The 14,518-nt window shown below is 42.8% G+C and carries 10 protein-coding genes; all 10 read left to right on the forward strand.

All coding sequences use genetic code 11. The features are described from left to right. Window positions 1-161: 161 nt before the first annotated feature. Window positions 162-1,001 carry a DUF6689 family protein gene (locus ACYTXU_RS04775; protein WP_462208766.1) on the forward strand — a complete coding sequence of 280 codons (840 nt, stop codon included), beginning with the start codon at window positions 162-164 and terminating at the stop codon, window positions 999-1,001. Between the two features lie 17 nt (window positions 1,002-1,018). Beyond that, window positions 1,019-1,915 (forward strand): FHA domain-containing protein, encoded by an 897-nt coding sequence (locus tag ACYTXU_RS04780; protein WP_462208768.1) that lies wholly within the window; start codon window positions 1,019-1,021, stop codon window positions 1,913-1,915. 20 nt (window positions 1,916-1,935) lie between these two features. Further along, on the forward strand, window positions 1,936-5,298 hold the full coding sequence (locus tag ACYTXU_RS04785) for a protein kinase domain-containing protein (RefSeq protein WP_462208770.1): 3,363 nt from the start codon (window positions 1,936-1,938) through the stop codon (window positions 5,296-5,298). Beyond that, entirely contained in the window at window positions 5,288-6,034 is a 747-nt protein-coding gene (locus ACYTXU_RS04790; protein ID WP_462208772.1) for a sensor histidine kinase, read from the forward strand. The genes ACYTXU_RS04785 and ACYTXU_RS04790 overlap by 11 nt, the downstream gene beginning before the upstream one ends. Beyond that, complete coding sequence (locus ACYTXU_RS04795; protein WP_462208774.1) at window positions 6,031-6,669, forward strand: response regulator transcription factor; 639 nt, start codon at window positions 6,031-6,033, stop codon at window positions 6,667-6,669. Before ACYTXU_RS04790 ends, ACYTXU_RS04795 begins: the two co-directional genes overlap by 4 nt. A 132-nt stretch (window positions 6,670-6,801) precedes the next feature. After that, window positions 6,802-9,264: a S8 family serine peptidase gene (locus tag ACYTXU_RS04800; protein WP_462208776.1), complete on the forward strand. Its 2,463-nt coding sequence runs from the start codon at window positions 6,802-6,804 to the stop codon at window positions 9,262-9,264. Between the two features lie 157 nt (window positions 9,265-9,421). Further along, on the forward strand, window positions 9,422-10,600 hold the full coding sequence (locus ACYTXU_RS04805; protein WP_012801140.1) for an acyl-CoA dehydrogenase: 1,179 nt from the start codon (window positions 9,422-9,424) through the stop codon (window positions 10,598-10,600). Between the two features lie 207 nt (window positions 10,601-10,807). Beyond that, the gene (locus ACYTXU_RS04810; RefSeq protein ID WP_462208778.1) at window positions 10,808-11,104 is read left to right on the forward strand and encodes a hypothetical protein; all 297 of its coding nucleotides are present in this window, start codon (window positions 10,808-10,810) and stop codon (window positions 11,102-11,104) included. A gap of 128 nt (window positions 11,105-11,232) precedes the next feature. Next, entirely contained in the window at window positions 11,233-13,416 is a 2,184-nt protein-coding gene (locus ACYTXU_RS04815) for a carboxy terminal-processing peptidase (protein ID WP_462208779.1), read from the forward strand. A 95-nt stretch (window positions 13,417-13,511) separates the two neighbouring features. Next, window positions 13,512-14,507 carry a mechanosensitive ion channel family protein gene (locus tag ACYTXU_RS04820; RefSeq protein ID WP_462208781.1) on the forward strand — a complete coding sequence of 332 codons (996 nt, stop codon included), beginning with the start codon at window positions 13,512-13,514 and terminating at the stop codon, window positions 14,505-14,507. The last annotated feature ends 11 nt before the right edge of the window (window positions 14,508-14,518 follow it).

Consider the following 14,518-nt stretch of genomic DNA (forward strand, 5'->3'; position numbering starts at 1 on the left):
AATAGTTTTTATCAATGAAGCTAAGAGAAAGTAAGCAAGGATGCTTACTTTTTAATGTTTATTTCAATGCATTCTTGCTTTAATGCATAAACTTAAGTATTTTGAATTGGTGGTTTGCATTAGTTTTATCTAATGAAACATTTCTCTCACGTTGCGAGGTAATGATGATGACAGCTTTTAAAGCTCTGGCCTTAAGCGTAACTATTCTATTGTTGAGCCTGGGCTCAGCTGCCAGTAAGGCGGATCCGGTAGAATTGACGGTACAAGGCAATAAAGTTGAAGCAATAATCAATCTTACAGGGAACGTATCAGCTGATTTAACCTTAACATTTGAAAATTCTGTTGGCCTTACTGCTGACAATATTGGTATTACGGCAGAGGTAGTTAATATAACTGATCTCAGTTTGCTCAATCGACTACCTGACACTTTAAACATTAATTTGTTAACAGCATTTCCGATGCTGATAACGATTGAGCCGCCATCGAATAAAGGATTTGCTTTTTCGGGCTTAGCCACAGTGGATATTCACACCCACAATTTAGAGTATTTGCCAGGAACACCACTGCGTTTCTTTAAAGCACCTTTAAATGGTCAGTTTGAAGATATTACTGCGACCATGGGGTCAGGCAGTTATCGTGCTCGGGGTACAACGGGTAAGTTTTCTCAGTTTTTAATTGTTGCGGACTTAAGACCTGTTCTGACGGTTGTTAACACTAAATACAATCGCTTAAGCAATAAACTATCGGTATTCTCAACTCAAATTGATCCGGTTTTATATACTGAGCTCAGCAGTAAGCTGAACGAAGTACAGCAGTTGATCGCGGCGCAAAACTATATTTTGGCCAGTAATAAAGTTGACGATTTTAGCCGAATTATCGAACAGGCAGACCCAGCGGATATTCCGAATGTTTGGCGCTCCAGTCGTGATATTGACAATGTAGCAGGTGAGTTAATTGCCTATGCAAATACATTGCGCTTTAGCCTGCGTCTCGCGAATTAGAACGTTTAGTGACGATCATGCCTGCAAAAATCACAGTCTGCTATTCAGACAAGCCAGCAAGTGAAGCTTATTTATATGAGCAATCCAACTACCGAATTGGTCGGGCTGACACCTGTGATTTAGTTTTAAAACATCCAACGGTTTCAAGACAACATGCATTGATGTCGCATCTTGCCGATGGCTGGCACCTGAATGACCAGGCCAGCCAAAATGGCACCAAGGTTAATGGTGTTAAAGTTGAAGCCAGCCTATTGAATGGTAACGAACTGATTTCCGTCGGTGACATTGATTGTTTGTTTGAAGCTAAAACATTACAGCAAATAAAAGCCATTGAATCCCATAATCAATGGCGATTAGAGCAAAGCAAGATAGTCAGTCAAGTTGCTGACAACATGTTACTGGATACCCTTCAAGAGCAGCTCAATTCACTGATTGGTTTGACTGGTACCCAGCGTGGGCTTGTAATGTTAGGCAACGATTTTCAAAGCCTCAAAGTAGGCGCTGTATTAGGTATGTCCAATGCAGATTTTAATAACAGAGCATTCGAAGGAAGTGTTGGCGCTATGATGAAAGCTATCAATAGCACTAACCCCGTTGTGGCAATGGATGTTAGCCAGGATGCAATGTTGGCAAAGCGTGAGAGTATCCAACGCAAACAAATTGCGGCTCTGGCCTGTGTACCATTATTTTCTGATGGGCAGTTGATTGGTGTAGTTTACACCGACAGCAAAGAGTCGAGTAAAGTTCTGACAGAGCTGGACATGGATATACTTTCTATCATTAGTCAGCAGATGACTTTAAGTTCCGAAGCTATTGTTTTACAGAATCAAATAACCAATCTCATGAATCGGATGCCAGAATCAAGAAGTTATGATAGCCTGTTAAATAAACCGATATTACAACTCGTGCATTAACACTATAAGGTTAAGCTTCAATGGTGAATGATGACCCGAAGCAAAGCCATAATGATTCTGGGGACTTATCAAAGACTCAAGTAATTGAAGACTTTGAAACTCTTGAAACTGGAACCCTTCTGGCTGGACGTTTCCAAGTAGAAAAGCTACAAGGTGTAGGCCGCTTTGGTGCTGTCTACAAAGTAAAAGACTTGCAGCTCGACGTACTGGTCGCGCTCAAAGTTTTACACCCCACCATATCAAAAAACCAGCAGGCTCTTGCTGATTTCAAAAAAGAGATCCTACTTCTCAGACAGCTCTCTCATCCGAACATCGTTCGTGTTCATGAATATTATTCTGATCGGGAACTTCATTTTTTTACTATGGACTGGATCGAAGGCGAAAGTCTTGAGCAAAAATTGCGACAGCAGAATAAGAAGGGGGAGTCTTTTACAGAACAGCAAATCGAGTCGTATCTTAACCAAACGATCAGTGCCTTGAGCTTTGCAGAAAACCATAAAATTCATCATCGTGATATCAAACCAGAAAACCTGCTAATTGATAATAACGACCAGCTTTACCTGGCTGACTTTGGCTTAGCCGTCTTGTCAGATGCGCGAAGCGAAGGAATCATCAGCGGTACTCCCTATTATTTACCGCCCGAATATCTACAAAAAAATGATGTTCATAGCTCCATAGATATTTATGCGGTGGGCGTTATTTTTTATCAAATGCTTTGTGGTCGCTTACCTTTTGATGCAAACACTCTCGATGCTTTAGTTAAGCAAAAGCTTCAAGGAGTTGATTCTTTTCCGGTAACTAATAAAGAGTTAAAGAAGTTTAAGCCGGTCATTTTAAAACTCATATCAGCATACACACATTCACGTTTTCAAACAGCGGAAGACTTACAGCAAGCCGTTGATCATCTTCTGATAAAGCAGCCGCCAAAATCTAAAAGTGCTAAACAATTTGCCTGGATAGCAGTTGCTATTCTTTTAATTCTTGCCGTTTTATTCTGGTGGCGTTATCAAACTCAAAATCCACCGAGTGCTCCACACACATCCTTGGCCATTTTGCCATTTGAAAGCCAAATAGGTGGCCAATCAGTCGATGACTGGGTGCGATATGGTATACCTGATTATCTTAATTACCAATTAGCACAGAACTCCGAACTTAGATTGGTTAATAACGAACGTGTTTTGCAAACTTTAGATCTACTTGGTTATCAGGAAGCTCCCAATGACAATCAGTTACTGTTGCTTGCTGATCTTCTTAAAGTGAATAAGATGATTAATGCAAAACTTATTCCGACCGGTAGTGAACAGAGCACTCTGGTGTTGGAATTGCTGTCAGTTTCTGGCAATACCATCAGCAGAAGTACCGTTTCTGAAATTGTACTTCTTGAAGATTCTGCTGATTCAAACGTTCGTCAATTGGTTACCGATCTGAATCAGGCATTAAGAATTACTCTGGACGTATCTGAAGAGACTAGTGAAGGCTTTATTTTACAGAGTGGTGTTCAGGAATTGATCAAACAAGGTCAGTGGCAGCAAGCGGCAACAGCGCTCAATGATTTGATTATTAAGCAACCTGACTCTGAACACCTCTGGTTTGAACTTGGGCAAGTTTATTTGAATTCTGGTGATCTGCAACAAGCGGAAGAAGCCTTCGCCAAATCACAATCTTTGAGTCCTCCGCAAAGTTTCATCCATTTGAGAGCTACTGCAATACTCAATGAATTGGCCGAAAAATTTGATCAAGCTGAGCAGGTTTATAGCGATCTAATTGATCAGTATCCGCTAAATATCGAGCTTAAGTTTTCACTGGCAGAGCTTTATATCAATACCCAGCAATTTCCAAAAGCCGAACAGACGCTACAGCAGGTGGTCCAGCTCGACCCTAATCATCCAAGTGCATGGTTTGAATTAGCCAAGGTATCAATCTGGTCAGGAGATGCGCAAACAGCGGTAGATGATTATCTGGTCAAAGCGTTAGTCATTGCCAAGAAGTTGAAGGATATTAAGTTTGAAGGTGATGTGCTCAATGCAATGGGAGTTGCTTACCAGCGCTTAGGAAACCTGGAGTTGGCACAAGATTATTATCTGCAGGGATTACACAAACGTAGACTGGCCAATGATCAAAATGGGATGGCAACCAGTATGTCCAATTTGGCCACAGTACACTCCATTCAGGGGCAGCATGACGAAGCGACGGAGTATCTAGAGCAAAGCTTAGCTGTCTATGAATCCTTAAATGATATTGAGGGTGAGGCTAATGCTTACAATGAGCTAGGAGTTTTAGCAGAGGAGCAGGGATTATATGAAACAGCCCTTGAGAATTATCGCCAGGCATTAACTCTGCGCATCAATCTCGGGGATGAGTGGTTAAAAGCTGAGAGCATGAATAATATTGGCTTTATCTATTATTTGCTGTCAAACCCGGAAAATGCATTAGTTTTTTGGCAACAAGCAGAGCAGTCTTATCAGAAAGTTCAAGATCCCGTGGGGGTTATTAGAGTTCGTGAAAACCTGGGGCAAATGGAGTTAGCCATGGGCAACTGGAGAAGTGCATATTTTATCTTTGAAAAAGCACTCGAAGATTCTAAGCAGCTAGGGCTGCTCGAAGAAACACTGGTCGCAGAAGCTTATCTAGCGAAGCTGAGCTTTTTACAAGGAAATTTTGCACAAAGTCTGCCGAAGCTCGAATCACTTTACCAGCAGGTGCAAGAGCGTAATGACATTCGCGGGGTGATTGAGTTTGGCTTATGGCTGGCAGACTGGCATTCTTTGACCGGCAATCCTGATTCACTTCAACAGCAACTTGAGTCAATCAGCGACTTAGTCATTGATAAAGGCAGTATTGAGCAACAGTTTTATTATAAAACGTTAGCATTGCGTTCTGATGAAGTGCCTGACTCTGAACAGTACCTAGTTGATATGTTTGATAGAACTAATATTCCCGATGCTACGAAATTGAGGTATTTGCTCGATCAGGCCCAGCGTTCTTTAAAGTCCAATACTGAAGATTTTCCTGAACTGGCCAGGAAAATACGTTTGTATGATATGGCGCTTCATCAGTATGAGCATATGTATTTGCTAGAGTTAGAAGGCGCTTATTTCTATGTTAATAATGAGTGGGAACAGTTAGAACTATCTTTGAACCAGGCTGATCAACTGATGCGCAGAATGGGGGACTACTGGAGAAGTTTTCAGCTGAACCGCCTACGCGCGTTATTGGTTGAGCAGTCAGGTGAATCGCCAAAGTTATATCGTCAACGAGCACAACAACAACTGAATCATCTGTTACAGCAACTACCGGAAGACTCTCGTTCGGTATTTATAGAACAACAAAATATTGTTGCTTTCGATGATAACTTAATGGAGCTCGGTGTGAATGATGAATAGCGAAAAAGATATTTCAGAACTGGTTAATGAGCTTAACCAGAAGCAGCAAAAGATTGCCCAGGAACTTCTTAGTGGCAATCAGCAAATGCGCACTTTGGCAAAGCGCGTGTGGCGTGTTCAAGAAGACGAAAGAAAGCATATAGCTCGTGAGTTGCACGATGGTGTAGGACAACTGTTAACCGCATTAATCAATCAGCTGCAACAAATGCACAAAGAGGGTCAGCCAGATCCAAAAGAGCTTGATGAAGCCTTAAACCTGGCAAAACAGGCACTGAGCGATACGCGAGAAATATCGCGATTAATGCGCCCTCGAATACTGGATGATTTGGGTTTAATACCCGCTTTGCAATGGTTGACGCGCGTTATGGGTGAAAAAAACTCTATCGAGATAGAGCTGCATGAACAGTTATCAGTCGGCCTGGATGATGAAACTCAGACCTTGGTTTTTCGAGTGGTACAGGAAGCCATAACCAATGCCATTAAGCACGCTCAAGCAACACACATAGACATTACGGTTATTGCAACAGAGCGAATGCTGGTTATTAAGATTAAGGATAATGGTGTAGGAATGACAAAAGAATTATCTGAGTCTGTCGATGGCTTCGGTCTGTCAGCCATGCGTGATCGAGTAGCAGCGTTTGGCGGGCAGTTGATGGTTGAATCAAAGCCGAATGAAGGTTGCGAAATCAAAGTAATAATCACCGGTGCAATTGGCAATGGAGATAGCTCTGTATGATTAGAGTAATGTTAGCCGATGACCACACCATTTTAAGACAAGGGTTGGTCAGCTTATTGAGCAAAGACTCTGACTGCACAGTGGTTGCTGAAGCATCCAATGGTCTTGAGGCAGTGGAAAAAGCACTTGAAACCAGGCCACAGGTGGCGGTCATTGATATTTCGATGCCCGAACTGAATGGCATGGAGGTTGTGAAACGAATTCATGACAAACTGCCTGAGTGTAAAATTCTGGTGCTGACCATGCATGAAGAACAGGAATATGTGATTCATATGGTCAGGGCCGGAGCATCAGGTTACTTATTAAAAGACAGCGCCAGCGAAGAATTGATTGACGCGGTCAAAGCATTGGCCAGCGGTAAAACTTATTACAGTCAATACGCTGCCAGTGTGCTGGCAACCCAGTACTCTCAACCCGATCAAGAGTGGCAAGACCCTTATAAAAATTTGACCCAGCGGGAGCGCGAAGTGTTTCATCTGGTGGTTGATGGTAAAACTACTAAAGATATTGCCCGAGCGCTGGATATCAGCGTTAAAACTGCGGAAAACCACCGTGGCAAAGTGCTGGAAAAACTGGGCGTGTCCAATACTGCCGAACTAGTTCGCTACGCAGCAAAACATAATTTGCTGGTTTAATCGATTTTCCCTGCAGTACCTTGAAGTAACTGACAGGTAGCATTCCTAATCCCGACTAGGGGATTTCCCTAATTATTCTTTTCTTAGTTTCATGCGATGCTCAGGCTCTCAATCCAATGGGGGTTTCTTAACATGAGTAAATTCAACTTAAAAACAAAACCTATTTACGGTGCTTTGTTAGCAGCGGGTTTAGGTTTATCTGCAATGGCCGGTCACGCTAAATCGATTGGTCCACAACTAACTGATTTGTTATCTGATGCAACTGAGCAAGAAGCGTTTGAAGTAATTGTCACTTTTGAAGGCTATGAGCCTGCTTCCTTGTCACAACTGCAAGCTTTAGAAAGTTTAGGTGTAAATAGCGGTGTCAGCTTTAACAGTTTACCAATGGTGGGTATCACGGCAACCAAGCAGCAGATTGATGCTATCTATGCTCGCGACGATGTACGCTCAGTCTGGTACAACGCTCCTTTAACGCTTGAAAATGATGGTTCAACAGAACTGACTGGTGTTGATCGTTTGCGCGATGATCAGTCAATGCGCAATCTTGGTATGCCATATTCGGGCCGTGGTATCGGGGTCGTAATTAACGACTCTGGTGTTGATGGCACCCATAGTGATATCAAATATCCTAACCATGTGACGCAAAATGTTTTAGCACAGGTTAATCTTAATTCACTATCAGGCATTCTTCCGATCACTTATCAGGAAGACGTTGCTAACACTGATATTGGTGGCGGTCACGGTTCACACGTTGCCGGTATTATTGGTGGTAACGGTGCCATGTCTAGTGGCCTTTATCAGGGGGTTGCTCCTGGTGCAAAACTAATTGGTTATGGTTCCGGTGCGGGCCTGTTCATTCTGGATACTCTTGGCGGTTTTGACTATGCCTTAACGCACCAATTTGAGTATAACATCCGTGTTATTTCCAATTCCTTTGGTAATACAAGCGACACGGGTACGGATTTTAATCCAGATGATCCAACGAACGTTGCAACCAAAGCTTTGAGTGATAATGGCGTTATTGTTGTTTTCTCTGCTGGTAATTCCGGTTCAGGCGAAGCGACCATTACCGGTAACTTCAAAAAAGCTCCATGGGTGATTACGGTGGCTGCGGGGGATAAGCAAGGCGATCTGGCAGACTTCAGTTCACGCGGCGTTAAAGGCAAGAGTGGTCAAGCGGTGGTTGATGGTGAAACTTTCACTTGGGAAGACCGCCCAACCATTACAGCGCCAGGTGTTGATGTGATTTCAGCTCGTGCATCCTTATCAAGCTTGAGTGCTTTGAGCGTTACTTCAGACAGCGAAGTGATGGATGCTAATCATGTACCTTATTACACAGTGATGAGTGGTACCTCGATGGCTGCTCCGCATGCATCGGGTATTGTCGCCTTGATGTTAGAAGCAAATCCGAACCTTACATGGCGTGAAGTGAAACGTATCATGCAAGATACAGCGACTAATATGCCTGGGCTTGAGCCATGGGAAAGTGGTGCCGGTTACGTCAATGCTTACGCTGCGGTTAAGGCGGTGCTTGATGAGTCTAAAAGTTTCGGTGAAACCACCAAGATCCAGCGTGAATTCAATGCAGCTGCTCAGACTTCAATCGCCGGCGAGTTCGACATAGTGGTTCCATTTAGCCCGGTGGGTGAAAATGAAGGTGTTACCTTTGAAGTTAACAATGAAGCTTCATTGTTGATGGTTCGTGCCAACGTTGCTGATAACACAGTGGGAATGTCATTAACCAGTCCAAGCGGTAAACGCTATGGCTCCAGTATTGCACTACCTGTCCTAGGTCAGAATATTGCTGTCACTGCTCCAGCAGAAGAGGGAACCTGGACGTTACGTGCTAACGGTATTGGCGGTGTGTCAGGCGTTGATGTGGATCCTGCTAACGTGACTAATGGCTACGCATTACCGGGTGAGATTGATGCAGTTGTTAAAATTACCCGTACCGATGGCTTTGTTGGCTTGAACGACGTTGTTGGTCATCCAGCACAGGCATTTATCGAAACCGCTGTTAGCGAACAGTTAGTCGATGCTTTGTCTGACGGCTTTGCTCCTGATGAAGTTATTTCTCGTTCGCAAATGGCTGACTATTTAACGCTTGGAGCAGGTATACGCCAATCAAATGCAGGCGATAGCCAGCAGTATATCGACGTTACCGAAGATACTTCGGCTATCAATGCAGTGACCCAGAAGGGTTCTCCACTACGCGATAGAGCGCAAGTAACGGCTTCTGTTATGACAGCCAATGGCAATATGTTTAATCCTAACGCGGGTGTCAGCAAATTGGATGTGGCTTATTCACTAGTCCAGTCACTTGGTTTGGAAGAACTGGCTAATACATTCTCAGGTGACATTACGGCGATATTTGGTGCTGACAGAGTGGTACTTGAAGATCAGAACATGATTCCTCAAGAGTTAAAAGGCTATGTTCAGTTAGCTCTTGATTTAGGTATTCTGAATGCACGCTTTTCTGTAACTCAGGGAATGTTTGATTTGGAGCCAACGATCCATGCTCACTTCGAACCTAGTGAAGTGATGACTCGTGCTGCTTTTACTGTGGCCATCACTCGCTTCTATAGCGTTCTATAACTCTCTACCCTTCAAACGCAAAGGATTGATCTAGCCCAAGGAATGGGCACTTTTCTTAACTTTTCTGGTCAGATGTGTATATAACCACTGGTTAATTTATGCCAGATTGCGTATATTCGGTGCTTCAATTTTTACCTATAACCATACAGATTTTATCATGTCTAAAGCATTACTTGACCACTGGGACGATATCCTTTTACTTGATGAGCAGTTAACGGAAGAAGAACGAATGATCCGTGATGCTGCGCGCGATTATTGTCAGGAAAGACTGATGCCTCGCGTTTTAGAAGCCAATCGCCACGAAATTTTCGATCGCGAGATCATGACCGAGCTAGGTGAGCTAGGTTTGCTTGGTTCAACCATTGATGGTTACGGTTGTGCAGGCGCCTCTTATGTTGCCTATGGCCTGGTGGCGCGCGAGGTTGAGCGTGTGGATTCTGGTTATCGTTCTGCTTTGTCGGTTCAATCCAGCTTGGTGATGCATCCAATTAATGCTTATGGCACCGAAGCACAAAAAGAAAAGTTCCTGCCAAAGCTAGCAACAGGTGAGTGGGTAGGCTGTTTTGGTTTGACCGAACCTGATTCAGGGTCAGATCCAGCCAGCATGAAAACTCGCGCTAAAAAGGTTGATGGTGGTTATCGTTTAACCGGTAATAAGATGTGGATTACTAACTCGCCAATCGCTGACGTATTTATTGTCTGGGGAAAGGACGACGAAGGCGAAATCCGCGGCTTTATTCTGGAAAAGGGCATGGAAGGTTTGTCAGCACCGAAGATCGAAGGTAAGTTCGCATTACGCGCTTCTATTACCGGCGAAATTGTGATGGATAATGTGTTTGTTCCAGAAGAAAATAAATTCCCTGAGATTAAAGGTCTTAAAGGTCCATTCGGTTGTTTGAATGTTGCCCGTTACGGTATTTCCTGGGGTGCACTGGGTGCTGCAGAGTTTTGCTGGCACGCCGCGCGTCAATACGGTTTAGATCGTAAGCAGTTCAACAAGCCATTAGCTTCAATGCAATTATTCCAGAAGAAGCTGGCTGATATGCAAACTGAGATTAGTTTGGGTCTGCAAGGTGCCTTAAGAGTAGGGCGCTTGATTGACGAGAAACGCTTTAAGCCTGAAATGATTTCACTGGTTAAGCGTAACTCTTGTGGTAAAGCTCTCGACATCGCTCGCATGGCGCGTGATATGCATGGCGGTAACGGTATCGCTGATGAATTCCATGTAATTCGTCATGCCATGAACCTTGAAGCGGTTAATACCTATGAGGGTACGCATGATATTCATGCCTTAATCCTTGGTCGTGCACAGACTGGATTGCAGGCATTCATGTAAAACAAATTCGGTTTTACTGTTTACCAAAGGGCCTTCAAGGCCCTTTTTTGTGCGTCTTATAAAGTAATTTGAGTGATTTTTAGTCAGATTTGTCGACAATTACTGTACTTGTTAATGCTTCACTTGTGAGAAACAAAGCAGAGCGCTACACTGAAAACAGTAGCCTGTTATGGCTGATAAGCCCTAGTTTAAGTCCAAGGAGGTCTTATGAAAGTATATGTTATTGAAACTCATTTACTTGATGGCGACCAGGATATAGCTATTTTTGACCAAAGAACAAAAGCAGAGCGTTATATTGAGAGTCATGAGTTACATGGTAAGCCGGAGGTAGTCGAAGTGCCCGTTCGAGGGGCTCAATCAAATCCAGACGAGGTTTTTACCGCGTCAAATTATGATGCGGCCAGGGATATCCAGTTTTTTGAAGGCGCATACGGCAATCAAAAGGACGCAGAGACTGCAGCTGGACCAAATGGCTTAGTTTTGCATAGAGCTATTAGGCATTGATATTCAAAGAATTTTTTAATAGATACACACTTTTACACACTCTACGGCTTGTAATTTACGTAAATATACGCAACCTTTAGTCTAGAGAAGAGTCATTACTACAAAGCTTTCCCATTAAAGGTATTTAGATGAACAAAAATAAATGGTTATTAACATTACTGGCCTTAACCTTACCGCTGACCATTCACGCGGAGGAGGTTAAAAAGGAACCTGTAGCAAAGGAAGAAGCCTTTGTTGTTCCTGAGCCTGCCAGTTTAAATTTAAAGCCAGAAGAAAAATTCCGTGAAACAGGGCGAATTGTTTCTTTTTTATTGATTGAGCGCCATTATGAACATCCAGACTTTGATGATGAGTTATCTAAAGAAGCCTTTAAACAGTTTTTGAAGTCACTCGATCCTAATCGAAGTTATTTCTATCAAAAAGATATCGAGCAACTTGATGACTATGAAACACTGTTTGATGATGCATTAAGGACAGGCCGCATTGAGTTGGCCTATAATTTCTTCGCCTTATTTGAAGAACGTTTTCGTGAGCGTTATTTGTTTGCTTTGGAGCAGCTGAAAGAGCCACTAGATTTCGATAGTAATGCTGAGTTCGAGTATGACCGTCGCGAAGCTCCCTGGCCAAAAGACGAGAAAGAAATGAATGCCATTTGGAAGAAACGGGTTCTTAACGATGCATTAAACTTAAAGCTTGCTGAGCAAACGGATGAGGAAATTAAAGATAAGTTGGCTAAGCGTTATCAGTCAGCCATTCGTCGCTTATCACAAACCAAAAGTGAAGATGTATTTGGCTATTTCATGAACTCTGTGAGTGCTGCCGTTGACCCTCATACCAGTTACTACACCCCCCGACAGTTTGAGAATTTTGCTATCAATATGAGCCTGAAGCTGCAAGGTATTGGTGCAGTATTAACTCAGGAAGATATGTTCACCAAGATTGTGTCAATCGTCAATAAAGGGCCAGCGGATAAGTCAGGTCAAGTTCACCCTAATGATAAAATCATTGGTGTTGGTCAAGGCGAGAAGGGTGAGATGGTCGATGTCATCGGCTGGCGCAATGATGATGTGGTTGACTTGATTCGAGGCGAAGCTGGAACGATTGTTCGCCTGCAAATTATTCCATACACTAAATCCGGTGATGGTATGCCAAAAGTGGTTGAGTTAGTTCGAGAAGAAATCAAACTTGAAGACCAGGCAGCTAAGTCAAAAGTTATGCAAGTTGAGCAATACGATAAAGACTTCAAGATGGGGGTAATTGAATTACCTTCCTTCTACTCTGAATCAGTTGCTTCAAATGGTAATGGTAAAGAGATAACCAGTACAACCAAAGACGTAGAAAAGCTACTTAAAGAACTTAAGAAGCAGGATATTGATGGCTTGGTTTTAGACCTTCGCAACAATGGTGGCGGTTCTTTAACCGAGGTGGTTAACCTTGTTGGTCTATTTATTGAAAAAGGCCCCGTGGTTCAAGGTCGTGATAGTCGCGGACGCTTGCGTGTACTTAAAGATACTGATTCCAGTGTGCTTTATGATGGTCCTCTTGCTGTATTAGTAAATGGAGGTTCCGCGAGTGCCTCTGAAATTTTTGCAGGAGCTATTCAAGACTATGGTCGCGGAATTGTACTCGGTGAGAATACCTTTGGTAAAGGTACGGTACAAAGTATCGCTGACTTAAATCAATTTATTCGGAATCCTGAAATTCAAGCTGGTGCTTTAAAGCTGACAGTGGAAAAATTTTATCGGGTAACCGGTGCAAGTACGCAAAACAAAGGTGTTAAGCCAGATATTGCGTTCCCAACAATTTTTGACAGTAGTGAATACGGCGAAGGCTCTTATGATAATGCTTTGGCCTGGGATACTATAAAAACAACCAGCTTTAATAAAGTGGATACACTGGATAGTTTTATTCCATACCTAAAATATCAGCATGAACAAAGGAAAGTGAATAACCAGGAGTTTTCGTTCCTTGAAGAGGATATTGACAGAGCTTCTGAGCAACGTGACGCAAAAGTAGTTTCTTTAAATTATGAGAAGCGCCTCAGTGAACGCAAACGTAATGATGAGATTCGATTGCAGCGCGAAAATTTACGCCGCAAAATGGAAGGCTTGGAACCGCTTGATGAGTTAGCCAATGAGGAGGACAGTGAGTCGGATGAGTTGACTGATGAAGCTTCAGAAATTGTAGAAGAGGATCAGAAAGACTTATTCCAGAAAGAAGCTGGCAATATTCTCTCAGACTTCATTATGATTCAAAAGAAGCCGGAGCTTGCAACTAATATTGTAGCTGAAAAGAAAGCTTTAAAAAATTAATCGTCATTATATTGCAAAGGGCCAGCTTTATGCTGGCTTTTTTGTATTAGATATAATAAAAAGGGGAAAGTTACTATGAGTTTCAGGATGTATAAATGCCACTAATGCCAGTGTTAATGAGTACGCTCTCTAAGTTTGAAGATATTATGAGCAAACCTCTTATAAGCTTGAAAGAGGGAAGCAGTATCAATTTATGGCAGTTGTTACTGGCTTTATTGTTTGTGGTTATTGCGTGGCTGGTCAGTCGCTATGTTGCTAAGTTTATTGGCCGCAAAGTACTCAAGATGATGAATGTTAGTGATGACAATGTCGTGGTAGTGCAACGACTGGTGTTCTTTGTAATGCTTGGCATTATTGTCGTCACTGTCCTGTCTTTTTTAAAGGTTCCCTTAACCGCTTTTGCTTTCATCTCAGGTGCCGTTGCAATTGGTGTTGGTTTTGGCGCTAAAAATGTAATGGATAACTTCATCAGCGGTTGGATATTGATGTCGGAGCGACCTGTGAGAATTAATGATGTGGTTGAGATGGAAGGGCAGCTGGGTCGGATTATTCAGGTGGGAAATCGCTCAACTATTATTCGAAGAATAGATGGCGCTCATATGGTCATCCCAAACAGCACCTTGCTACAGTCAAATTTGATTAATTGGACATTGCTCGATCAAAATATACGTAGCGTTGTAAAAGTTGGTGTCGCTTATGGTAGTGATATAAAAAAAGTCAAAGAAATTGCGATGGATATTATGAATGAGCATCCGGAAATTTTGGACGACCCCGAGCCGGAAGTGGTTTTCGAAGATTTCGGTGATAGCTCCTTGGTTTTTGACTTATGGTACTGGGCTTCACTTGGTTCAATTCGTGGACTGCGAGCCATAAGAAGCGATGTGCGTTTCGAAATCGACAAGCGATTAAAAGAAAACAATATTGTTATTGCCTTCCCTCAGAGAGATGTTCATCTGCATTTTGCTGATGACGTAGCCAAGCAGTTAGCGCAAAAGCTACAACCCTCGGAGCAGCCAAAATCTATAGAGGACCAATCTAAAGAAAGCAAGACGAGATCCTCTGTGAAAAGTAAAGAAACGACTTCGAAATAGGGTTAGGGGAC

Source organism: Kangiella sp. M94 (assembly GCF_054926195.1).